General features: G+C 66.9%; 17 protein-coding genes and 1 tRNA gene. 12 read left to right on the forward strand and 6 right to left on the reverse strand.

What is annotated here, in order from left to right; translation table 11 throughout:
* Positions 1–227 precede the first annotated feature (227 nt).
* A tRNA-Leu gene (locus IB268_RS23785) sits at positions 228–314 on the reverse strand.
* Between the two features lie 47 nt (positions 315–361).
* Here IB268_RS23785 and dapC point away from each other — a divergent pair.
* The 9 genes from dapC (at position 362) to IB268_RS23830 (ending at position 11900) form a co-directional block, all read left to right on the forward strand.
* The gene (gene dapC / locus IB268_RS23790) at positions 362–1558 is read left to right on the forward strand and encodes a succinyldiaminopimelate transaminase (RefSeq protein WP_192354899.1); all 1197 of its coding nucleotides are present in this window, start codon (positions 362–364) and stop codon (positions 1556–1558) included.
* Positions 1559–1582: 24 nt separating this feature from the next.
* On the forward strand, positions 1583–2404 hold the full coding sequence (gene dapD, locus IB268_RS23795; protein ID WP_013394697.1) for a 2,3,4,5-tetrahydropyridine-2,6-dicarboxylate N-succinyltransferase: 822 nt from the start codon (positions 1583–1585) through the stop codon (positions 2402–2404).
* Positions 2405–3622: a succinyl-diaminopimelate desuccinylase gene (gene dapE, locus IB268_RS23800; protein ID WP_225591465.1), complete on the forward strand. Its 1218-nt coding sequence runs from the start codon at positions 2405–2407 to the stop codon at positions 3620–3622.
* Positions 3623–3631: 9 nt separating this feature from the next.
* Positions 3632–4528 (forward strand): 50S ribosomal protein L3 N(5)-glutamine methyltransferase, encoded by an 897-nt coding sequence (gene prmB / locus IB268_RS23805; RefSeq protein ID WP_192354900.1) that lies wholly within the window; start codon positions 3632–3634, stop codon positions 4526–4528.
* Positions 4525–6459, forward strand: a complete 1935-nt coding sequence (locus tag IB268_RS23810; RefSeq protein ID WP_192354901.1) for an ATP-binding cassette domain-containing protein — start codon at positions 4525–4527, stop codon at positions 6457–6459. Before prmB ends, IB268_RS23810 begins: the two co-directional genes overlap by 4 nt.
* A 124-nt stretch (positions 6460–6583) precedes the next feature.
* Positions 6584–7072: an RNA polymerase sigma factor gene (locus IB268_RS23815; RefSeq protein ID WP_054456036.1), complete on the forward strand. Its 489-nt coding sequence runs from the start codon at positions 6584–6586 to the stop codon at positions 7070–7072.
* A 2-nt stretch (positions 7073–7074) separates the two neighbouring features.
* Positions 7075–7995 (forward strand): FecR domain-containing protein, encoded by a 921-nt coding sequence (locus IB268_RS23820; protein WP_192354902.1) that lies wholly within the window; start codon positions 7075–7077, stop codon positions 7993–7995.
* Positions 7996–8112: 117 nt separating this feature from the next.
* Complete coding sequence (locus IB268_RS23825) at positions 8113–10746, forward strand: TonB-dependent receptor (RefSeq protein ID WP_192354903.1); 2634 nt, start codon at positions 8113–8115, stop codon at positions 10744–10746.
* A complete protein-coding gene (locus IB268_RS23830) occupies positions 10719–11900 on the forward strand; it encodes a cytochrome-c peroxidase (protein WP_192354904.1) in 1182 nt (393 codons plus the stop codon). Before IB268_RS23825 ends, IB268_RS23830 begins: the two co-directional genes overlap by 28 nt.
* Before the next feature lie 63 nt (positions 11901–11963).
* On the opposite strand, the gene IB268_RS23835 is transcribed toward IB268_RS23830, so the two are convergent.
* From IB268_RS23835 to IB268_RS23845, 3 genes are read right to left on the reverse strand one after another with little or no spacing between them, the layout of a single operon-like run.
* A complete protein-coding gene (locus IB268_RS23835) occupies positions 11964–12269 on the reverse strand; it encodes a chorismate mutase (protein WP_054456030.1) in 306 nt (101 codons plus the stop codon).
* A gap of 5 nt (positions 12270–12274) precedes the next feature.
* On the reverse strand, positions 12275–14569 hold the full coding sequence (locus tag IB268_RS23840; RefSeq protein WP_059373632.1) for a UvrD-helicase domain-containing protein: 2295 nt from the start codon (positions 14567–14569) through the stop codon (positions 12275–12277).
* Positions 14566–15774, reverse strand: coding sequence for a fatty acid desaturase (locus tag IB268_RS23845; protein WP_054456025.1), 1209 nt, complete (start codon positions 15772–15774; stop codon positions 14566–14568). The genes IB268_RS23840 and IB268_RS23845 overlap by 4 nt, the downstream gene beginning before the upstream one ends.
* Before the next feature lie 355 nt (positions 15775–16129).
* On the opposite strand from IB268_RS23845, the gene IB268_RS23850 reads away from it, so the two are divergent.
* Positions 16130–16525, forward strand: a complete 396-nt coding sequence (locus IB268_RS23850) for a hypothetical protein (RefSeq protein WP_175162139.1) — start codon at positions 16130–16132, stop codon at positions 16523–16525.
* A 14-nt stretch (positions 16526–16539) separates the two neighbouring features.
* Here IB268_RS23850 and IB268_RS31350 read toward each other — a convergent pair whose 3' ends face one another.
* Together IB268_RS31350 and purN are read right to left on the reverse strand one after the other, a co-directional pair.
* Entirely contained in the window at positions 16540–17880 is a 1341-nt protein-coding gene (locus IB268_RS31350; protein ID WP_175162206.1) for an RsmB/NOP family class I SAM-dependent RNA methyltransferase, read from the reverse strand.
* Positions 17881–18895: 1015 nt separating this feature from the next.
* Positions 18896–19552: a phosphoribosylglycinamide formyltransferase gene (gene purN / locus IB268_RS23860; protein WP_088159649.1), complete on the reverse strand. Its 657-nt coding sequence runs from the start codon at positions 19550–19552 to the stop codon at positions 18896–18898.
* A 134-nt stretch (positions 19553–19686) separates the two neighbouring features.
* Here purN and IB268_RS23865 point away from each other — a divergent pair, with 134 nt between their 5' ends.
* Together IB268_RS23865 and ileS are read left to right on the forward strand one after the other, a co-directional pair.
* A complete protein-coding gene (locus IB268_RS23865) occupies positions 19687–20652 on the forward strand; it encodes a bifunctional riboflavin kinase/FAD synthetase (protein WP_054456020.1) in 966 nt (321 codons plus the stop codon).
* Entirely contained in the window at positions 20642–23503 is a 2862-nt protein-coding gene (gene ileS, locus IB268_RS23870; protein ID WP_192352321.1) for an isoleucine--tRNA ligase, read from the forward strand. The genes IB268_RS23865 and ileS overlap by 11 nt, the downstream gene beginning before the upstream one ends.

Raw genomic sequence — 23503 nt, forward strand, 5'->3', positions numbered from 1 at the left:
GGGAGCTGTCACAACGCCTGGACGCGCCATGCGTCCCCGACGCTTGCGGAAAATACCACCTTCCCTGCCCGTTGGCGCAAATCCCGATGCGCCTTTCGCGCGTCCGGGCAGTCAAGCCGATAGCGGAATCAAAGCCATAAGCAAAAAGGAAAAGCCCCAAGGCATTCAATGCCTTGGGGCTTGCGGGACACTGGTGGCATGAAGCCGGATCAGTGCCTGAATAAGGTTGGTGCGAAGGAGGGGACTCGAACCCCTACACCTGTTACGGCGTCAGGACCTAAACCTGGTGCGTCTACCAATTTCGCCACCTTCGCTATAGGCCAAGCCCGCTATTGTAGCTTGCTTGTTAAAATCTTGCGTCATGAATCCGCGCCTCGATGCCCTACACCCCTATCCGTTCGAAAAACTGCGCGCTTTGCTGGCTTCGGCCAGCCAGCAGCCGGACGGTCTGACGCCCATCAATCTGTCGATCGGCGAGCCCAAACACGCCGCACCCGCGTGCGTCGAACAGGCCATCCGCGACAGTCTCGCAGGCCTGTCCGTGTACCCGTCCACCAAGGGCGACCCGGCGCTGCGCCGGGCGATCTCGGAGTGGCTGGCGCGGCGCTACAGCATCCCTGCCCCGGATCCGGAAACGCAGGTGCTGCCGGCGCTGGGCTCGCGCGAGGCGCTGTTCGCGTTCACGCAGACCGTCATCGACCCGGCCGCAGGCTCGGTGGTGATCTGCCCCAATCCGTTCTACCAGATCTACGAAGGCGCGGCGCTTCTGGCCGGCGCCACGCCCTACTTCGTCAACGCCGATCCGGTGCGCAGTTTCGCCAGCGACTGGAACCAGGTGCCGGACGAAATCTGGAAGAAGACGCGCATGGTGTTCGTCTGCTCGCCGGGCAACCCGGCCGGCAACGTCATGTCGCTGGACGAATGGAAAACGCTGTTCGAACTGTCCGACCGCTACGGCTTCGTGATCGTCTCGGACGAGTGCTATTCGGAAATCTACCTGGACGAAGGCAACCCGCCGCTGGGCGGCCTTCAGGCCGCGCGCCGCCTGGGCCGCGACACCTACCGCAACCTGGTGGCGTTCTCCAGCCTGTCCAAGCGTTCCAACGTGCCCGGCCTGCGTTCGGGCTTCGTGGCGGGCGACGCCGCGCTGATCGGCCGCTTCCTGCTGTATCGCACGTATCATGGCAGCGCCATGAGCCCCATCGTGTCGGCGGCCAGCATCGCCGCCTGGACGGACGAGGCGCACGTGAAGGACAACCGGCGCCTGTACCGCGAAAAATTCGACGCCGTGGTGCCCATCCTCCAGAAGGTGCTGGACGTGTCCCGGCCGCAGGCTTCGTTCTACCTGTGGGCTGCCACGCCCGGTTCGGATACGGCGTTCGCGCGCGACCTTTTTGGCCGTACTGGTGTTACCGTGCTGCCGGGCAGTTTCCTGGCACGCGAGGCGCATGGCGTGAATCCCGGCCAGGGCCGCATCCGCATTGCTCTGGTGGCGCCCTTGGCTGACTGCGTACAGGCAGCCGAGCGCATCGCCCATTTTGTGCATACTTCCGTTTGATCAACCTTTAAAAGCTGAGCCGCTATGACTCTCGACCTGCAGACCACCATCGAAAAAGCCTGGGACGACCGGGCCAACCTGTCGCCCACCGACGCCAGCGCCGAAGTGCGCGAAGCGGTCGAGCGCACCATCGACGGCCTGGACCTGGGCCGCCTGCGCGTGGCCGAGAAAATCAACGACGACTGGGTCGTGCATCAGTGGATCAAGAAGGCCGTGCTGCTGTCGTTCCGCCTGAACGACAACGCCATCATGGGCCAGGCTCCGCTGCAGTTCTACGACAAGGTGCCGCTCAAGTTCTCGGAATACGGCGATAACGCCTTCAAGCAGGGCGGCTACCGCGTGGTGCCGCCGGCCGTTGCCCGCCGCGGCGCCTACCTGGCCCGCAACGTGGTGCTGATGCCCTCCTACGTGAACATCGGCGCCTACGTCGACGAAGGCACCATGGTCGATACCTGGGCCACCGTCGGCTCCTGCGCCCAGATCGGCAAGAACGTTCACCTGTCCGGCGGCGTGGGCATCGGCGGCGTGCTGGAACCGCTGCAAGCCAACCCGACCATCATCGAAGACAACTGCTTCATCGGCGCCCGCTCGGAAGTCGTGGAAGGCGTGATCGTCGAAGAGAACTCGGTGCTGGCCATGGGCGTGTTCCTGTCGCAAAGCACCAAGATCTATGACCGCGCCACCGGCAAGATCACGTACGGCCGCGTGCCCTCGGGCTCGGTCGTGGTCCCGGGTTCGCTGCCTTCGGCCGACGGTTCGCACAGCCTGGCCTGCGCGGTCATCGTCAAGCGCGTCGACGCGCAGACCCGCGCCAAGACCAGCATCAACGATCTGCTGAGGGCTTAAATGAGCAGCACGTCCGCACGGCCGCCCGAAGGGCGTGCACCCTCCCTTGGGGAGGCAGCCGCGCAGCGGCAGGTGGGTCCATCGTCGGCTGTACTGGATCTGGTCAAGGACCTGATCGCCCGCCCTTCGGTCACGCCGGCCGATGAAGACTGCCAGGCGACGCTGGCCGCGCGCCTGGAGCGCATCGGCTTCGCCTGCGAGACCATCGCACAGGGCGGTGTCACCAATCTGTGGGCGCGCCGCGGCAGCGCGGCGCCGCTGACCGTGTTCGCCGGTCACACGGACGTGGTGCCTCCGGGTCCGCGCGAGAAGTGGGAAAGCGATCCCTTCGTTCCCACCGAGCGCGATGGCTACCTGTACGGCCGCGGGGCAGCCGACATGAAAAGCTCGATCGCCGCCTTCGTGGTGGCGGCCGAGGAATTCGTGGCGGCCCACCCGCAGCATGGCGGCTCGATCGCCCTGCTGATCACCTCTGACGAAGAAGGCCCGTCCATCGACGGCACCGCCATCGTCTGCGACGCGCTGAAGGCGCGCGGCGAACAGATGGACTACTGCATCGTCGGCGAGCCCACTTCGGGCGACGTGCTGGGCGACACCTGCAAGAACGGCCGCCGCGGCTCGCTGTCGGGCAAGCTCACGGTCAAGGGCATCCAGGGCCATGTGGCCTACCCGCACCTGGCGCGCAACCCCGTGCACCAGCTGGCGCCGGCCCTGGCCGACATCGTCAGCATCGAATGGGACCAGGGCAACGAGTACTTTCCGCCCACCACGTTCCAGGTGTCGAACCTGAACTCGGGCACCGGCGCCACCAATGTGGTGCCGGGCGAGGCGGTGGCGCTGTTCAACTTCCGTTTCTCCACCGCCAGCACGCCGGAAAGCCTGCAGGCGCGAGTACATGAAGTGCTGGACCGCCATGGCCTGGAGTACACGCTGGACTGGGAGCTGGGCGGCGAGCCCTTCCTGACGCCGCGCGGTTCGCTGACGGACGCGCTGGTCTCGGCCATCCGCGACGAAACCGGCGTGACGGCAGAACTCTCCACCACTGGCGGCACGTCCGATGGCCGTTTCATCGCCAAGATCTGCCCGCAAGTCATCGAATTCGGTCCCTGCAACGCCACGATCCACAAGGTCAACGAACGCATCGAATTGGCCTCGCTGGATCCGTTGAAGAACATTTATCGGCGCACGCTGGAAAACCTCCTGCTGCCGCCCAAGTAAAAGCCTCACATGTATCAATCCGCCCGCCAAGAACTGCTGACCCTGCGCGACCTGATCCGCTACGGCGTATCGCGCCTGAACGCCGCCCAGGTGGCGCTGGGACACGGCAGCGACAACGCCTGGGACGAGGCGGTCTACCTGACGCTGCACGCCTTGCATCTGCCGCTGGACACGCTGGAGCCCTTTCTGGACGCCCGCATGCTCAGCGAAGAGCGCAACCGCGTGCTCGAATTGATCGACCGCCGCGTGACCGAGCGCCTGCCCGCCGCCTACCTCACCAACGAGGCCTGGCTGCGCGGCCACCGCTTCTACGTGGACCAGCGCGTCATCGTGCCGCGCTCGCCCATCGCTGAATTGCTGGACCAGGGCCTTGCGCCCTGGGTGCAGGATGCGCTGGCGGTTGAGAACGTGCTGGACATGTGCACGGGGTCCGGCTGCCTGGCTATCCTGTCGGCGCTGGCCTTCCCCTATGCCCATGTGGACGCGGTCGACGTGTCGCCGGACGCGCTGGAAGTGACGCGCCGCAACGTCGACGACTACGGCCTGGCGGACCGGCTGGACCTGCACGAAAGCAATCTGTTCGACAGCCTGCCGCCGCGCCTGTACGACGTCATCATCTGCAATCCGCCCTACGTGAACAGCGGCTCCATGGACGTCCTGCCCCAGGAGTACCGCCATGAACCGCAGTTGGCCCTGGCTGGCGGCGACGACGGCATGGACCTGGTGCGCCGCATCCTGGAAGCCGCGCCGCGCTTTCTCACGCCGGAAGGCGTGCTGGTGCTGGAGATCGGCCACGAACGCGACTTCTTCGAGGCCGCCTTCCCGCAGCTCTCGCCCGTGTGGCTGGACACCGAAGAAGCCTCCGACCAGCTTCTGCTGCTTACCCGCGAGCAACTCAGCCTGTGATACGCGCTACTGGATTGACCCTGCGCCGCGGCACCAAGGTGCTGCTGGACGGCGCTGAATTCGTCGTGCATCCGGGCGAGCGCGTGGGCATCGTCGGCAAGAACGGCGCGGGCAAGTCCTCGCTGTTCGCGCTCTTGACCGGCACGCTGGACCTGGACGCGGGCAACCTCGCCATGCCCGCCGGCTGGCGCATCGCCAGCGTCAAGCAGGAAATCGAAGCTGACGAGCGTCCGGCGCGAGAGTTCGTCATCGACGGCGACACGCATCTGCGCGAACTGCAGGCGCGCCGCGCCGAACTGACGGACGAACAAGGCACGCAGATCGCCGAAGTGGAAGCGGCGCTGGTGGAAGCCGGCGCCTGGAGCGCGGCCTCGCGCGCCGAGCAACTGCTGGCCGGCCTGGGCTTCAAGCCCGCCGAATGGATGCAGCCGGTGGCGAGCTTTTCCGGCGGCTGGCGCATGCGCCTGGCCCTGGCCCGCGCGCTGATGGCGCCGTCCGAATTGCTGCTGCTGGACGAGCCCACCAACCACCTGGATCTCGACGCCATGCTGTGGCTGGAGAAATGGCTGGCCGCCTACCCCGGCACCGTCATGCTGATTTCCCACGACACCGAGTTCCTGGATGCGGTCGCCAAATCCATCCTGCATTTCGACCACGCCAAGCTGGTGCGCTACCGCGGCGGCTATGGCGACTTCCTGACACAGCGCGCCGAGCGCCTGCGCCAGACCAATATCGCCTACGAACGCCAGACCCGCGAAGCGGCCCGGCTGCAAGGCTTCATCGACCGCTTCAAGGCCAAGGCCTCCAAGGCCAAGCAGGCGCAGAGCCGCGTCAAGGCGCTGGCGCGCATGCAGGTGCTGGCGCCCTTGCACGCCGAGGCCGGCATCGACATCCGCATCCCCTCGCCCGACCAGGTGCCAGATCCCCTGCTGACCCTGGAGCACCTGTCGGCCGGCTACACGGACGCCGACGGCAACGCCGTGCCCATCCTGCGCGACGTGACGCTGATGGTGCGCGCGGGCAGCCGCGTCGGCGTGCTGGGCGCCAACGGCGCCGGCAAGAGCACGCTGATCAAGACCCTGGCCGAAGAACTGCCGGTGCAGGCGGGTACGCGCCGCGCCTCGCGCGGCTTGGCCATCGGCTATTTCCACCAGCACCAGCTGGACATGCTGGACGTGGACAGCACGCCCATCGCCCATCTGGCGCGCCTGGCCCCCGAGACCCGCGAACAGGAACTGCGCAACTATCTGGGCGGCTTCGGTTTTTCCGGCGACACGGTGACCAGCAAGGTCGGCCCCATGTCCGGCGGCGAAAAGGCGCGCCTGGCGCTGTCCCTGATCGTCTGGCAAAAGCCCAACCTGCTGCTGCTGGACGAACCCAGCAACCACCTGGACGTGGAAACGCGCGAGGCCCTGGCCGCCGCGCTGGCCGACTTCGGCGGCAGCATGCTGCTGGTGTCCCACGACCGCCACCTGCTGCGCACCACGGTGGACAGCTTCTGGATCGTGGCCGACGGCGCGGTGCGCGAGTTCGACGGCGACCTGGAGGACTACCGCGACTGGCTCGCCGCCCGCAACGCCGGCGAACGCGCGGAAGCCGCGCGCGAGAACGCCGAAGGCAACGAACCGGTGGTGGACCGCAAGGCCCAGCGCCGCGCCGAAGCCGAACAGCGCCAGCGCCTGTCCGCGCTGCGCAAGCCGCTCGAATCCAGGCTCGCCAAGGTCGAGGCCGAGATGGAGAAGCTGCGCGCCAAGCTGCATGCGCTGGACGCCGTCATCGCCGATCCGGAACTGTACTCGGATGCGCGCCGCGCCGAACGCCAGAAGGTCATGGCCGAGCATGGCGAACACGGCAAGCGCATGGACGAGCTGGAAGAACAGTGGCTCGAAATCCAGGGCTCGCTGGAAGAGATCGAACAGTCCGAGGCCTGACGGCCTGCGGCGGGCGCCCTGCCCGCCGCCGCTTCCTGCGCTCTCTCCTTATCTAGAAATAGAAATCGTTATCATTTATACTCTGGCGCGAATTTGACTCTATCTGGCGCCCGGCGCCGGCGACATGTCTACGCTCACGGATGTATTTCTCCGCCATTACCGAGAGGTGCTGGGTTTTCTCTCTTTGCGCACCGGCTCGCGCGACGTCGCGCAAGACTGCGCCCAGGACACCTGGATCAAGCTGGCGGAATTCAAGGACAGGACGCGTCCCGACAACGACCGCGCCTACGTCTTCCGCGTGGCCGCCAACATCGCTACCGACTGGCACCGGCGCCGCAGCCGCGAACAGGCCGCCACCGCCGACTACGCCGCTTCGCGCCCTACCCTGCATGAACCCGACACCCTGGACGTGGCTGCCGCGCGGCAAATGCTGCGCAGGCTGGAAACCGCGCTGCTGGCCCAGCCGCGCCGCAGCCTGGACGTGTTCGTGCTGCACCGGCACGAGGGCCTGAGCTACCGGGCCATCGCCGAGCGTTTCGCGATTTCGGTCAGCGCGGTGGAGAAACACATGATGCGCATCCTGCTGGCCTGCGACCAGGCGCTGGCATCCTGAGCATGGCCGCCCCCAAGACCGGCAGCGCCCAGGAAGAAGCGTCGCGCTGGGTCGTGCGCCACAGCGGTCAGGGCATGGATGCGCAAGCCCAGGCGGAGTTCGAAGCCTGGTACCGCGCTGACGCCAGCCACGCCGCCGCCTATGAACGGCTGGCGCGCCTGTGGCGGCGAATGGGCGAGATAGAACGCGGCAAGCTGCTGGCGCCACGGCGCGCGCACAAGCGCGGCGCGACGGCCGCGCTTGTATTGCTGGCCGCCTGGCCAGCCTGGCAATTGCTGCGTACGGTCCATCCCGACGCCGACTACACGACCGGCGCCGAAGTGCGCCGCGTAGCCCTGCCCGACGGCTCCAGCGCCACCCTGGATGCGGACTCCGCCATCGCCATCGATTTCGCACCGGGCAAGCGCGAAGTACGGCTCCTGGCCGGGCGAGCGTTGTTCACGGCCGCGCCGCGCGCGCCTGGTGGTCCGAATTTCACGGTGGTGACGCCGGACGCGTCCGCAGCCGCACTAGGCACCCGCTATGTCGTGGCGCGCGAGGCCGGCGGCACGCGCGTGGCGGTGTACGAACATCGCGTGGCAGTCCATTGCCTGGTCTGCCAGGATGACGCCGCCTTGGCGCTGGACGCGGGCCAGGAGGCTGCCGTGTCGGCGACGGGCATCACGCGCTTCGCCGCGCCGCAGGAACCGGCGCCGGACTGGAGCCAGGGCCTGCTGGCCTTCAACGATGTCGCATTGCCCGAGGCCGCTGCGCGGCTATCCCGCTATGGCGGCAAGCACATCCTGGTGCTGGGCGAAACCGCCAGGCGTTTGCGCGTCTCGGGCATCGCCAGTATCGACGATCCCAAGCGAGCGCTGGAATTGCTGCTGGCGCAGGCCAAGGTCGGCATTACCGAGCTGCCAGGCCTGCTGATCCTGCGTTGAAGCCGATTGCCAATCAGTAAATGAGAATCGATATAAATTATTCATCGGCAATCCGCTGAGGTAATCCGTGCCTGCACACGTCCTACGGCTGACATCAACACCCGCTTGGACGCATTCATGCTGTTTCCCCACTTCAACCGGCGCGCCCGCCGGTCTGGCGCTTCGGCGGCGCTGCTCATCGCCGCGTTGATAACGGCTTCGCCGGCCCCCGCTCAGTCGACCGCGCCCGTCGCCTATGACCTGCCGGCCCAACCCCTGGGCGACGCACTGCTCGCGCTGGGCCGACAGGCGGGCCTGGAGATCTCGTTTCCGCCGGCGGCGGTGGCGGGCAAGACTTCGCCCCCACTGCAAGGAGAGTATTCGCCGCTGCTCGCGCTGAACCACCTGCTGGCGGGGTCCGGACTGGCGCTGCGCGCGGACGGACCTGGCCGCTACATCGTCTACGTGGACAAGACCAACCAGTTTTCCGCCCTGCGCCTGGATGCCGTGCGGGTCTACGGCGAGCAGGTGGGCGAGCGCATCTATACCCGCGAGGACATCGCCGAAACGCCCAGCTCCAACCGCGACCTCAGCACGCTGGTGGCGACGCATCCGGCGGTGCGCACCAATCCGGGCGCCGCCGGCTCGCAGAACCGCGGCTCGCTCAATGTGGAGGACATTTCCTTCCACGGCTCCAGCCCCTACCAGAACTTGTTCCAGCTCGACGGCATGGACGCGACCAACCGCGTGGACCCGGCCAGCAAGAACCTGAACCTGCAGGTCGGCAACGTGCCCAGCAACCCGCAGTCGTACTTCGTGGACACGAGCCTGCTGGAGGAAGTGCGCGTGCACGACAGCTTCGTGCCGGTGGAGTACGGCCGCTTCACGGGCGGCGTCGTCGACGCCAGGCTGCGCCGCTTTTCCGGCGAAAACCGCTTGAATCTGGCCTACCGCTGGAACACTTCCAAAATGACTCGGCAGGAGGTCGCCGAGGGCGAACAAAACAGTTGGGCGCAGGGCAAGCCGGGCTATTCGCCGGAATGGAAAAAGCGCTTCTACTCCGCCGTGGGCGACCTCGCCTTCAATGAAAAGTCAGGCGCCGTGCTGGCCATGTCGCGCCGCGAATCGAACATCACGCGCTGGAACATGGGCGTGGACGACAAGGGACAGCCGGCGCCGGGCCAGGCCGCCTACAGCGACCGGATCGACAACTTCCTGGGCAAGTTCAGCGTGCGCGCCAGCGCCGATACCACGGCCGACCTGACGCTGAAATACAGCGACCGCAGCGAAACCCTGGCCAGCGACCTGTTCCGGCACACGCGCTGGGACAACAACCATGAGGCGCGCGGCATAGGCGTCAACGTAGACCACTACTTCCAGGGCGGCCGGCTTGCGCTGCAGGCGGGCTGGGACCGGTCGCTCAGCAACCGCGAATCCGTCGGCGACGAGCTGGTGACATTCAGCCCCTACCTGCTGCCGCGGTACACGGCGGGCGGCTTCGGCAAGGAGCAGACGCGGCAGGACACCTGGACGCTGAAGGGCCGGGTCGACCTGGATCCGGTGCGCACGGGCGTGTTCACGCACATCCCCTATGCAGGCGCGGAACTGAACCAGGTGCAGGCGAACTTCGAGCGTTTCCAGGAAAGCCACTCCTACCAGCGCGCTTACAACCGCGACGGCAGCTATCGGGATTTCAGCAAGGTCCGCTACCTGCCCGGCACCGTGGACGTGAACTACAACATGGCCAGCCTTTATCTGTCGGACCGCATCGAATGGCAACGGCTGGCGCTGGACGCCGGCCTGCGCTACGACCGCGAGACGTTCCTCGGCAACAACAACCTGTCGCCGCGTACGCGGTTGGATTGGGACATGTTCGGTTCGGGCGATACCCTGCTCAGCGCCGGCTGGTCGCGGTACTACGGGGCCGGCGTGCTGGAGACGGCGCTCAAGGAAGAACGCAGCCGCCTGCGGCGCCAGGTGCTGGACAAGAACGGCAAGCCCGTGGCGGACGGCAGCAAGGAGTACTACGTGGAGTACAAGGGCCTGCGCATGCCCTATGACGATGAATGGGCGGTCTCGCTGCGCCAGCGCATGGCGGGCATGGAAGGCGTGCTGAGCTACGTGCGCCGCAACGGCCGCGACCAGTGGGCCACGACCGGCAACGACAAGGACGGCTACCGCTACACCAACGACGGCCTGTCCACCACCGACGGCGTCAGCCTGTCGCTGCGCACGCTGGAGCCCTGGCGCCTGGGCGAGACGCGCTGGAACATGCAGGCAAGCTGGAGCTGGCAGAAGCGCAAGACCAATGCGGACCTGGTCGAAGGCTACAACGGCGACGCGCGCGACCCCGGCGAGTACGTGATCTACAACGGCTCGCGCCTGCGCGCCATCGACCTGCCTCCAAGCTCCTTCTACCAGCCACAGATCGCCACCCTCAGCCTGACCGGCGCGTGGCCGCGCGCCGGCCTGACCTGGAGCAACATGGTGAACTGGCGCAGCAAGCGCGACGCCACCGTCTACGTCGGGCGCGGTCCGCGGCCCGACTACCTGGATCGATTCGAATCCGGCGAGATCCCGTCCTACTGGACCTGGGACACCAAGCTTTCCTGGAATCCCACGTTTGCGCGCAGTCTGGAATTCACGGTCGAAGTCCTGAACGTGCTGGACCGCAGGCCCGCCGTGACGGCCAGCAATCCCAACGTCAAGACCAACCGCAGTACCTATCAGACTGGACGGGAGCTATGGCTGCAAGTCGGTTACCGCTTCTGATCCTGGGCGCGGCGCTGACGCTGGCGGCGTCCCTATCCCACGCCGACGCAGACGCCCAGGACGATCAGGCCGCCTGCCGCACGCCCACGGGCTGGAATGCCGCTTGCCTGCGGCCGCTGTACGCTGGGCCGCCCTCGGCCTGGCCAGCGCCCACTATCGATCCTGGCGTGGCCTGGCGCGAATGGGGGCCGGTGCCGCCGGCCTCCAATCCGCCCCTATCCTGGACCGCGGCCAACGCCGGCCAAGCGGAACTGGCTGCGGACGTCGCGCGCCCGGCGGTGGTGACGCTGGGGCAGATGCTGTTCTTCGATACCCGGCTGTCGCGCAAGGGGCAGGTGTCCTGCGCCTCCTGTCATCTGCCGCAGCGCGCCTTCACCGACGGCCTCGCGCTGGCCGTGGGCGAAGACAAGCTGATGGGCAGGCGGCGCTCCACGCCGCTGTATGCGGCGCCGTTCGCGCCCCGGTTGTTCTGGGACGGACGCGCCGCCAGCCTGAAGGACCAGGTGCTGGGCCCCATCCACGATCCCCGCGAAATGAACCATGACGCCGACGGCGCCGTGGCGCGCCTGTTGGCGGCCGATCCCTACCCTGCGCAGTTCCTGCAAGCATTCGGCGTCGCCCCGGCAGCGCAGCCGCCTGTGGACGCCGACCGCCTGGCGCGCGCGCTGGCCGCCTATGTCGCTACGCTTCGGCCCGAAACCACGCGCTTCGACAAGTTCCTGGATGGACAATCGAATGCGCTGGACGACAGCGAGTTAATCGGCATGCACCTGTTCCGCACCCAGGCGCGCTGCATGAACTGCCACAGCGGCGCGATGCTGACGGATCACCAGTTCCACAACATCGGCCTGTCCTTCTATGGCCGCCGCAACCAGGATCTGGGGCGCTACGAAGCGACGCGCAATCCCGCCGATCTTGGCAAGTTCCGCACGCCCAGCCTGCGCAATGTGTCGCGCGCCGGACCGTGGATGCACAACGGACTGTTTCCCGACCTGAAGGGCCTGCTGCGGATGTACAACGCCGGCATGGGCCGCGATCCTGTGCCCAGCGATCCGCCCGACCCGTATGCGCCGCGCAAGTCCGAACACATCCGGCCGCTCGCGTTGAGCGCGGACGAGATCGACGCCTTGCTGGCGTTCATGCAGGTCTTGTAGGAAAGGGAGAGGCGGCGCCCGGCAGCTTGCAGATGCAGGCTCCCATGCGCCGCCGGCCTGGCATTACGAGTACGGGCGCTCGCGCAGGCGGGTGTGGTGGTCGACCACGGTGTCGATCACTTCGCGCAGGATGGTTTCGGCAAGCGCGGGCGGCACGCCCGCCTCTTGCGCCAGGCGGCGGATGCGCGCGACCTGCTGCTCCTCGCGCTTGGGATCCACCAGGTCCATGCCCAGATCGCGCTTGAGCTCGCCGATCATGTCCGTGCAGCGGAACCGCACGCCCAGCAGCAGCATGATCTGCTGGTCGATTTCATCGACCTCGGCGCGCAGCGACGCCAGCTCGGCTTTGGAAGTATCGTTGTCGGCCATGAGTATCAACCCTGAACAATGTCAAGTTTGGCGATGCCCAGCGCCAAGGTCTTGGCGCCCACGTCGCGGAACTGGATTTCAGCCTGGGCGTCCTGCCCTGCTCCGCTCAAGCCGATGATCGTGCCTTCGCCGAACCGCGCGTGGTGCACGCCCTGACCTACACGATACTGCTTGTCGCCCACCGTGACGCCGGTGGTAACGCTGCGGGCTTGACGCGGCGCAATGGTATTGGTGGGCTTGCGGCCAAAAGCGTCGCCGCGGTTGCCGCCGCCCCAGCCGGCGCCCGTGCCGCCGACCTGGGCCAGGCCGGCCTTGGGCGACAGCCACTTCAGGTGCTGTTCGGGAATTTCTTCCAGGAAGCGCGACCGCATCGCGTAGCGCGTCTGGCCGTGCAGCATCCGGCTTTGCGCCAGGCTGATGTACAGGCGCTGGCGCGCACGCGTGATGGCCACATACATGAGGCGGCGTTCTTCTTCCAGTCCGGAAGCTTCCAGGACGCTGTTCTCGTGCGGGAACAGCCCCTCTTCCAGGCCGGTGATGAACACCGCGTCGAACTCCAGGCCCTTGGCCGCGTGCACGGTCATGAGCTGGACGGCGTCCTGGCCCTGCTGGGCCTGGTTGTCGCCCGCTTCCAGCGCCGCATGCGACAGGAACGCCGCCAGCGGAGTCAAACCGTCGGATGCCACGACCGGCGCGTCGACCACGCCCGCGTTCAGCGTGGAGGCCGTGTCCTGTTCGGGCACCACGCCGGCAGGCATGCCGTCGTAGTTTTCCTCGGACGCGAACACCGCCGCGGCGGTAACCAGTTCGCTCAGGTTTTCCAGGCGCTCCGCGCCTTCGCGTTCGGCCTTGTAATGCGCGTTCAGGCCGCTGGCCTCGAGCATGTGCTCGACCATTTCCGGCAGCGGCAGGTCGCGGGTCTCTTCGATCAGGCGATGGATCAGCTGCGCGAATTGCGCCAGGTTGGAGCCGCCCTTGCCGGGCACCAGGGCCACGGCCGCGTAAAGGCTGGTGTCGTGCGCGCGCGCGGCGTCGCCCAATTGCTCCAGCGTGCGCGCGCCGATGCCGCGCGTGGGGAAATTGACGACCCGCATCCACGAGGTGTCGTCGTGCGGATTGGCCATCAGGCGCAGGTAGGCCAGCGCGTGCTTAATTTCCTGGCGCTCGAAAAAACGCAGGCCGCCGTACACCTTGTAGGGAATGCCGGCGGAAAAGATGGCGTGTTCCAGCACGCGCGACTGCGCGTTGCTGCGGTAGAGCACGGCGATCTCGCGGCGCAGGCTGCCTTCGCGGATCAGGGAGCGGATCTCGTCCACGATCCACTGCGCTTCCATGCCGTCGGACGGCTGCTCGATGACGCGCACCGGCTCGCCGTCGCCCTGCTCGGTCCAGAGGTTCTTGCCCAGGCGGCCGGTGTTATGGCCGATCAGCGCGTTGGCGGAATCCAGGATGTGGCCAAAGGAGCGGTAGTTCTGCTCCAGGCGGATCACGGTGCCGCGCGCGTAGTCGCGTTCAAAGTCAGCCATGTTGCCGACGTTGGCGCCGCGGAAGGCATAGATCGACTGGTCGTCGTCGCCCACCGCGAAGATTGCGGCGCCGCCGCCGGCCAACAGGCGCAGCCACTTGTACTGCAGCGTGTTGGTGTCCTGGAACTCGTCGACCAGGATGTGGCGGAAACGGCGCTGGTAGTGCTCGCGCACCGGCGCATTGCGCGACAGCAGTTCGTAGGCGCGCAGCAGCAGCTCGGCAAAGTCGACCACGCCTTCGCGCAGGCACTGGGCCTCGTAGAGCTGGTAGATCTCGATCAGGCGACGGCGATGGGCGTCGTAGGCTTCCACGTCGGCGGGACGCAGGCCTTCTTCCTTGGCGCCGTTGATGAAGCGCTGCACATCGCGCGGAGGATACTTTTCGTCGTCGACGCCATTGGCCTTCATCAGGCGCTTGATCGCCGCGAGCTGGTCGGTGACGTCCAGGATCTGGAAGCTTTGCGGCAGGCCGGCATCGCGGTGATGCGCGCGCAGCATGCGGTTGCACAGGCCATGGAAGGTGCCGATCCACAGGCCGCGCGTATCGATCGGCAGGATGGCCGACATGCGCGCGAGCATTTCGCGCGCCGCCTTGTTGGTGAACGTGACCGCCAGCAGCCCAAAAGGCGAGGCCTGGCCGGTTTGAATCAGCCAGGCCATGCGGGTGGTGAGCACCCGGGTCTTGCCGCTGCCCGCCCCGGCCAGGACCAGGGCGTGCTGCGGTTCTAACGTTACTGCGGCGCGTTGTTCAGGATTGAGCTTCTCTAGCATCATGCCGCGTAGCGGCGCAGACGTTGAGCGAATTGCTCGAGCCCGGCGATGCCGCTTTGCTGGGCGCGCTGGCACCAGGCCTGCAGGTCATGAAGAAGCTGTTCGCTGCTGGCGCTGGAGCTTTCCCAGATGCGGCCGAGTTCACGGCGCATCTGTACCAGCGTGGCGAGCGACTTGTTGCGGGCGATGGCTTGATCCACGGCGGCAACCTGTTCGGGCTGGAGGATGTCCTCGTTGCGGTGGATGGCACGGCGCACGCTGTGCAGCTTGGTCCAGTCGCACTCGGCGCTGTCCTTGTTGCGCGAATCCTTCAGCTTGGCCAGCTCTTCACGGGCGGCGCTCTTGATCACGTCCGCATAGCGGGCCATGACTTCGTAGCGGTGCGTGATCACGCCCTGCAGGGTGCGCAGGTCGATGCCGGTCTTGCTGTCGTCCAGCTTGAGCTTGGGCGCAACCTTCTTGATCTTGGCCAGGCCGAAGAACTTCAGGATGTTGATGTAGCACCAGCCGATGTCGAATTCGTACCACTTGGCCGAGAACTTGGCCGACGTGCCATGGGCGTGGTGGTTGTTGTGCAGCTCTTCGCCGCCGATCACGATGCCCCAGGGGAACACGTTGGTGCTGGTGTCCGGGCTGTTGTAGTTGCGGTAGCCCCAGTAGTGGCCGATGCCGTTGACGACGCCGGCGGCCCAGAAGGGGATCCAGGCCATCTGCACGGCCCATACCGTGACGCCGATGGCGCCGAACAGGGCGATGTCGATGGCGAGCATGGTCAGCACGCCCCACAGGCTGTGCTTGCTGTAGACGTTGCGCTCGAGCCAGTCGTCAGGCGTGCCGTGGCCGAACTTGGCCATGGTTTCCTTGTTGTTCGATTCTTCGCGGTACAGTTCCGCGCCGCGGAACAGCACCTTCCAGATGCCGAACAGGATGGGCGAATGGGGATCGCCTTCCTTTTCGCACTTGGCGTGGTGCTTGCGGTGAATGGCCACCCATTCCTTGGTGACCATGCCGGTCGTCATCCAGAGCCAGAAACGGAAGAAGTGCATGACGGCCGGATGCAGATCCAGACCACGGTGCGCTTGGCTGCGATGGAGAAAGACCGTGACCGACACAATCGTGATGTGCGTCACAACCAGAGTGAACACGACAACCTGCCACCAAGTGGCTTGGGTCAGACCGCCGGCAATGAAGGAAAGGATGTAATCCATAAAGCTGTTAGGAGCCTCGCTAGAGAAGTGCCTGGAGTTTAGCTTACCTTGGCTGACTTATGACAAGGTAGTTTCAAAATAGTTTTTGAGCGAAATCAAGGACTAAGCCCCGGTTTTTCAGGGCAAAAACCCACTCTCGCCACCAAAAATGCGGGTTGCGAGGCCGAGCCTTGCGGCACGCGGCGCTAGGGCCGTCCTCCCCAGGGTAGGTGGGGGGCATACGCGAAGGCGCAAGGTTTGGGCTCGATTTCGCCGTTAAAGTTCCTGTCAGCTTGGCGTCCGGTCTTGAAGCGGACTTGCGGCTGGCGCACACTGCGGGTGCTTTACCGACCAAACTGTCTCTTTTGTCCCACTGATGTTGCTGAAAAAAATCCGTCCCCAATTTTTTTACGCCCTGGCCGCGCTGGGCACCGCCCTGCCCGCCACCGTTTCCGCGCAAACGCTGAAATCGGGCGACGTCGCCGTGCTGGCCTCGTACTACGAGATCCGCGGATCGGACTGCCTGGCGCTGCGCGCGCCGCGCGTATCGCTCACCATGACGCCGCGCCTGGGCAAGGCCAACATCATGCAGACGCGGGGCCAGTCCAGCGATTCCGGGCGTTGCGCCTACCAGACCGTGCCGGTGTCCCAGGTGGTCTACCAGGCGGACCAGCCAGGCAATGACAGCCTGGCCTGGGAAGTGAAGTACCAGAACAAGACCCTGGGCACGCGCCGCTACAGCGCCACGGTGGTGGTGACGCCGGGTCCCTGACCCGGCGCTCCCGATCAGGCCGGCTGGTCCTGCGGACCGGCCGCGTCCCCGTCGGACGTTTCTTCAGTCGAAACCTCGTCCGCTTCCGAAGCTGCTTCGGCCACGGTCGCCGCGCCCTTCTTCTTGCGCTCGAATACCGCGGCGAAAAAGCCGTCGGTGCCGTGCACGTCGGGGCGCAGCTGCACGTAGGGGCCGTCCAGCTTCAGGTTTTCACAGCGCGCGGCCAGGATCTCGGCGGCGTCCAGGCGCTCGAAATCCGGATGGCTGGCGAGGAAACGCTCGGCCTGGACCTCGTTTTCCTCGGCCAGCAGGCTGCAGGTGGCGTACACCAGGCGGCCGCCCGGGGCGACGCAGCGCGCCGCGCTGTTGAGGATGCGTTCCTGCAGCTGGCCCAGTTCGGCCAGCGCCTCGGGGTGCTGGCGCCATTTCAGGTCCGGATTGCGGCGCAGGGTGCCAATGCCGCTGCACGGGGCATCGACCAGCACGCGCTGGGCCTTGCCGGCCAGGCGCTTGACGCGGGCGTCGTTTTCGCTGTCGATGACCACCGGCACCACGTTGGACAGGCCGCTGCGCGCAAAGCGCGGCTTGGCGCGCTGCAGGCGGGCCGCGGACACGTCGAACGCGTACAGGCGGCCGGTGGAGCGCATCAGCGCGCCCAGCAGTAGCGTCTTGCCGCCCGCGCCGGCGCAGAAATCGATGATCATTTCGCCGCGGCGCGGCGCCACCAGCAGCGCCAGCAACTGGCTGCCCTCGTCCTGGACTTCGATGCTGCCGTTCTCGAACTGCGGCCAGCGGTTGATGGCCGGACGGCCTTCCATGCGGATGCCCCAGGGCGAATAAGGCATGGCGACAGGTTCGTAGCGGCCGGCGCCCTGCTGCAATTCGGCCAGCATGGCGTCGCGCTCGACCTTCAGCGGGTTGACGCGCAGGTCCAGGCTGGCCTGGCGGTTCAGCGCCTCGATCAGCGTTTCCGGGCTGTCCATGGCGCCCAGGCGTTCGTCCAGCCAGTCCGGGATGCTGCCGCGCACGGCGCGCGGCAGGGTCGCCAGGTCGATCTGCGACACGCGCTGCAGCCATTCGGCTTCGCCGGCGTCCATGCCTTCGGCCAGCGCCTCGGCGCCCAGCGTCGCGGCCAGGCCCAGGATCGCCAGGCGGCGCGAAGCAGGACCGACGCCGCTTTCTCCGAACTGGCGGTAGCGGCGCAGATGGCGCAGCACGTCGTAGACGGCTTCAGCGACCTCGGAGCGATCGCGCGCGCCCAGATTCGGATGATTGCGCAGCCAGTGCGACAGGGCCGCGTCGGCCGGATAGGTCCATTGCAGGATTTCGCCCAGGACGCGCTGGACCTGGTCGATGCGGATCGCCGCGTGCGATTGGCGCGGGCGATTGAATTGGGGCTTGGGCGGGCGGTCCTGGCCGCCGTCGCCGCCGCGCGGGCCGCCATACTGGCCGCGCTCGCCGCCGCGATCATCGCCTCGCGGCGAGCCATAGGACGGACGCGAGTCCGCGCGGCCTTCGCGACGATCCGGGCCATAGGAGGCGCGCTCGCCGCCACGGCCTTCGCCACGCGGGGCGTCATAGGACGGACGCGAGTCCGGACGCCCTTCGCGGCGCTCCGAACCATAGGAAGCGCGCTCGCCGCCACGGCCTTCGCCGCGCGGAGCGTCGTAGGACGGACGCTGGCCCGGACGGCCTTCGCGGCGTTCCGAACCATAGGAAGCGCGCTCGCCGCCACGACCTTCGCCGCGCGGGGCGTCGTAGGACGGACGTTGGCCCGGACGGCCTTCGCGGCGTTCCGAACCATAGGAAGCGCGCTCGCCGCCACGACCTTCGCCGCGCGGGGCGTCGTAGGACGGACGCTGGCCCGGACGGCCTTCGCGGCGTTCCGAACCATAGGAAGCGCGCTCGCCGCCACGGCCTTCGCCGCGTGGAGCATCGTAGGATGGACGCTGGCCCGGGCGGCCATCACGGCGCTCGGAACCATAAGAACCGCGCTCGCCGCGGCCCTCGCCGCGCGCCGGATCGAAGGACGGACGCGGGCTCGGTCGACCCTCGCGACGGTCCGAACCGTAGGAACCGCGTTCACCGCCGCGGCCTTCGCCGCGCGGCGCGTCGTAGGACGGGCGCGGCGTCGGGCGGCCGGCCGAGCGTTCGTCGCGGCTGCCACCGGAGCGCTCGTCACGGGCGTTGTCGCGTGCGATCGGGGCGCGCGCCTCGCCCTTGGGGCGCGAGAAGAAGGACCGACCGTCGCGGCCTTCGGACGCGGCCCTGGCGGCGCCAGCCGGACGGGAACGCGGAGATTGGGGTTTGGTCATGGTGTATTCCAGTGGGGCGGAGGGCTTCCGCCCGAAAAATTCGATTCGGGGCCGCTCAGGCGGCCGGCGACCAGGCGAAAAGGCGATCGGGATCGCCTTGCACGTTGACGCGGTGGTCGCTGGTCAGGGTAACCCGGCCTTCGGCCAGCCAGCGCACCGCCGCCGGGAAAGCCCGGTGTTCGACCGCCAGCACGCGCTCGGCCAGGGATTCGGGCGTATCGCCCGCCAGGACCGGCACGCAGCCCTGGGCGATGATGGGACCGTGGTCCAGCACCGGCGTGACGAAGTGCACGGTGCAGCCGTGCACGCGCACCCCGGTGGCCAGGGCCTGGGCGTGCGTGTGCAGCCCGGGAAACGCCGGCAGCAGCGACGGGTGGATGTTCACCAGCCGGCCGGCATAGTGATTGACGAAGCCCGGCGTCAACACGCGCATGAAGCCCGCCAGAATGACGTAATCGGGTTCGTAGCGGTCGATCTCGGCGGCCAGCGCGGCGTCGAAGGCTTCACGGCTGGCGTAGTCCTTGTGATACAGCGCGCCGGTGGGGATGCCCTGCTGGGCCGCCCATTCCAGGCCGGCGGCATCGGGCTTGCTGGCGATGACGGCGGCGACTTCGGCCGGCCAGCCTTCATTGCGGCAGGCCTCGGCCAAGGCCTGCATATTGCTGCCGCGTCCCGAAATCAGGATGACGATGCGGCGCTTGGTGGTAGATATTTCCGGCAAGATAAGGAATTCCAAGGGAAATCGGGCCCGTCCGCCCTACGCAATCCCGCGCGCGGCGACAGCCTGGACGCGCGGCAGGTAAGGACAGGAACAAACCCGGAATCCAAAATTGTAAACTCTCGCTCGTGAAACCATCGCTGCGCATCTACCGATCCCTGCCCCCGCCCGACCGGCGCGCCCCTTGCGCGCTGACGATCGGCAATTTCGACGGCGTCCATCGCGGACACCAGGCCATGCTGGCGCGCGTCTGCCAAGTCGCTCGCGACCGCAACCTGACGCCCGCCGTGATGACCTTCGAGCCGCATCCGCGGGAGTATTTCGCCACCCTGAATCAACGCCCGGAGCTGGCGCCCACCCGTATTTCGGGTTTGCGCGACAAGCTGGCGGCGCTGGCGCGTTACGGCATCAGCCAGGTCGTGGTGGAGCGCTTCAACGCCCGCCTGGCCGAAATGTCGGCCAACGCCTTCATCGAACAATTGCTGGTCCAGGGCCTGCATGCCAAATGGCTGCTGGTGGGCGAGGACTTCCGCTTCGGCCACAAGCGCAGCGGCGACATCGACCTGCTGCGCGAGGCCGGCCTGCGCCATGGCTTCGAGGTGCAGACCCTGGCGGACGTGACCGACCAGCAAGGGCACCGGATCTCCAGTTCCGAGGTGCGCACCGCGCTGGCGGTGGGCGACCTGGAGCGCGCCCGCCACCTGCTGGGCCACCCGTACCACATCAGCGGCCACGTGATCCACGGCCAGAAGCTGGGCCGCACGCTGGGCTTTCCCACCATGAATCTGCGGGTGGCCGAGCGCTGCGCCGCGCGCTCGGGCATTTATGTGGTGCAGGTCTACGGCCTGGCCGACCGCCCGCTGCCGGCGGTCGCCAGCCTGGGCGTGCGCCCCACGGTCGAAGACCGCGGCCGCGTGCTGCTGGAGTCGCACCTGCTCGACGAGACCGTCGACGCTTACGGTAAACTCGTACGCGTCGAATTCCTGCAAAAGCTGCGGGACGAAGAAAAATTTCCTGACCTCCCTTCCCTGACTGCCGCCATCGCCGAAGACGCGCGAAACGCGCGCGCCTATTTTGCCGTTCATGGACTATAAAAAGACCCTCAACCTGCCCGATACCCCCTTCCCCATGCGGGGCGACCTCGCCAAGCGCGAGCCCGCCTGGATTTCGCAGTGGGAAGAAAACCACGTCTACCAGGCGATCCGCGCCGCCAGCCGCGGCCGGCCGCGCTTCGTGCTGCACGACGGCCCGCCCTACGCCAACGGCGACATCCACATCGGCCACGCGGTCAACAAGATCCTGAAGGACATCATCGTCAAGAGCCGCAACATGGCCGGCTATGACGCGCATTACGTGCCGGGCTGGGACTGTCACGGCATGCCGATCGAAATCCAGATCGAAAAGAAATACGGCAAGCACCTGCCCGTGGCGGAAGTGCAGTCCAAGGCCCGCGCCTACGCCCTCGAACAGATCGACCGCCAGCGCAAGGACTTCAAGCGCCTGGGCGTGCTGGGCGAGTGGGATCGTCCCTACATGACGATGAACTTCAGCAATGAAGCCGACGAAATCCGCGCGCTGGGCCGCATCCTGGACAAGGGCTACGTGTTCCGCGGCCTGAAGCCCGTGAACTGGTGTTTCGACTGCGGCTCGGCCCTGGCCGAAGCCGAGGTCGAGTACGCCGACCGCGTCGACCCGGCGGTGGACGTGGCCTTCCCGTTCGCCGAGCACGCCAAGCTGGCCAGCGCCTTCGGCCTGGACTCGGTTGAAGACGGCGCCATCGTCATCTGGACCACCACGCCCTGGACCATCCCGTCCAACCAGGCGCTGAATCTGCATCCCGAAATCGAATACGCGCTGGTGCGCGTGACGCCGGTTCCCAAGTTCGGTCCGCTCCTGCTGATCGCCAAGGAACGCGTCGAAGCCTGCCTGAAAGCCTGGAACCTGGAAGGCGAAGTGATCGCCACGGCCCCGGGCGCGGCGCTGTCGGGCATCGAATTCCGCCACCCGCTGGCGCAGTTCAACGCCGCCTACGACCGCAAGTCGCCCGCCTACCTGGGCGACTACGTGACGGCCGACTCCGGCACCGGCGTGGTGCACTCGGCGCCGGCCTACGGCATCGAGGACTTCATCTCGTGCAAGGAGCACGGCATGAAGGACACCGACTTCATCAGCCCGGTCATGGGCGACGGCAAGTATGTGGACAGCCTGGCGCTGTTCGGCGGCCTGTCCATCTGGGACGCCAACCCCAAGATCGTCGAGGCACTGACGGAAGCCGGCGCGCTGATGCACGTGGAAAAGCACAAGCACAGCTACATGCACTGCTGGCGCCACAAGACCCCCATCATTTACCGCGCCACCAGCCAGTGGTTCGCCGGCATGGACGTGGCCCCCAAGGACGGCGGCCCTACCCTGCGCGAATCGGCGCTGGCCGGCATCGACGCCACCGCCTTCTATCCGGCCTGGGGCCGCGCCCGCCTGCACGCCATGATCGCCAACCGCCCCGACTGGACGCTGTCGCGCCAGCGGCAATGGGGCACGCCGATGGCCTTCTTCGTGCACAAGGAAACCGGCGAACTGCACCCGCGCACCTCCGAATTGCTGGAACAGGTGGCGCAGCGCGTCGAACAAGGCGGCATCGAAGCCTGGCAGACGCTGGATCCGCGCGAATTGCTGGGCGACGAAGCCGACCAGTACGAAAAGAACCGCGACACGCTGGACGTGTGGTTCGACTCGGGCAGCACGCACGCCACGGTGCTGGGCGGCAAGGACGGCGACTTCGCCGGCTCGCATGGCGCTGAACTCGCCTGGCCCGCCGACCTGTACCTGGAAGGCTCGGACCAGCACCGCGGCTGGTTCCATTCGTCGCTGCTGACTGGCTGCATGCTCTACGGCCAACCGCCCTACAAGGCCCTGCTCACGCACGGCTTCGTGGTGGACGGCCAGGGCCGCAAGATGAGCAAGTCGGTGGGCAACGTGATCGCCCCGCAAAAGGTGTCCGACTCGCTGGGCGCGGAAATCCTGCGCCTGTGGGTGGCGTCCACCGATTACTCGGGTGAACTGTCCATCTCGGACGAGATCCTGAAGCGCGTGGTCGAAGGCTACCGCCGCATCCGCAACACGCTGCGCTTCCTGCTGGCCAACCTGGCCGACTTCGACGCGGTGACGCAGTCCGTTCCTTATGGCGAACTGTTCGAGATCGACCGCTATGCGCTGGCCATGACGGCGCAGATGCAGGCCGAGGTCCAGGCCAACTACGAACGCTACGACTTCCACCCCGCCGTCTCGCGCCTGCAGACGTTCTGCTCGGAAGACCTGGGCGCGTTCTATCTGGACATCCTGAAGGACCGCCTGTACACCTCGGCCGAGGACAGCCGCGCGCGCCGCTCGGCCCAGACGGCCCTGCTGGACATCACGCAGACGCTGCTCAAGCTGATGGCGCCGATCCTGTCCTTCACCGCTGAAGAAGCCTGGAAGGAACTGGTCAACTCGGCCTTGAAGAACCAGGCCGACGCCGCCCGCACCACGATCTTCACCGAGGTCTACCACGCGCTGCCCCCGTTCGCCGATGCCGACGCCTTGTCGGCCAAGTGGGCGCGTCTGCGCGCCATCCGCGCCGAAGTCCAGCGCAAGCTGGAAGAAGTGCGCACGGCCGGCGACATCGGCTCCTCGCTGCAGGCCGAAGTGGACCTGTACGCCAACGGCGCCGACCAGGAACTGCTGGCCAGCCTGGGCGACGACCTGCGCTTCGTGCTGATCGTCTCGCGCGCCACGGTGCACGCGGGCGAAGACGAGACCCGCATCGAGGTCACGCCGTCCACGCACAAGAAGTGCGAGCGCTGCTGGCACTGGCGCCTGGACGTGGGCCAGGACGCGGATCATCCCGAGATCTGCGGCCGCTGCGTGTCCAACCTGTTCGGCACGGGCGAAGCCCGCGACAAGGCTTGA

Source organism: Achromobacter sp. ACM01 (assembly GCF_014851745.1).
GTDB lineage: Bacteria > Pseudomonadota > Gammaproteobacteria > Burkholderiales > Burkholderiaceae_B > Achromobacter > Achromobacter aegrifaciens.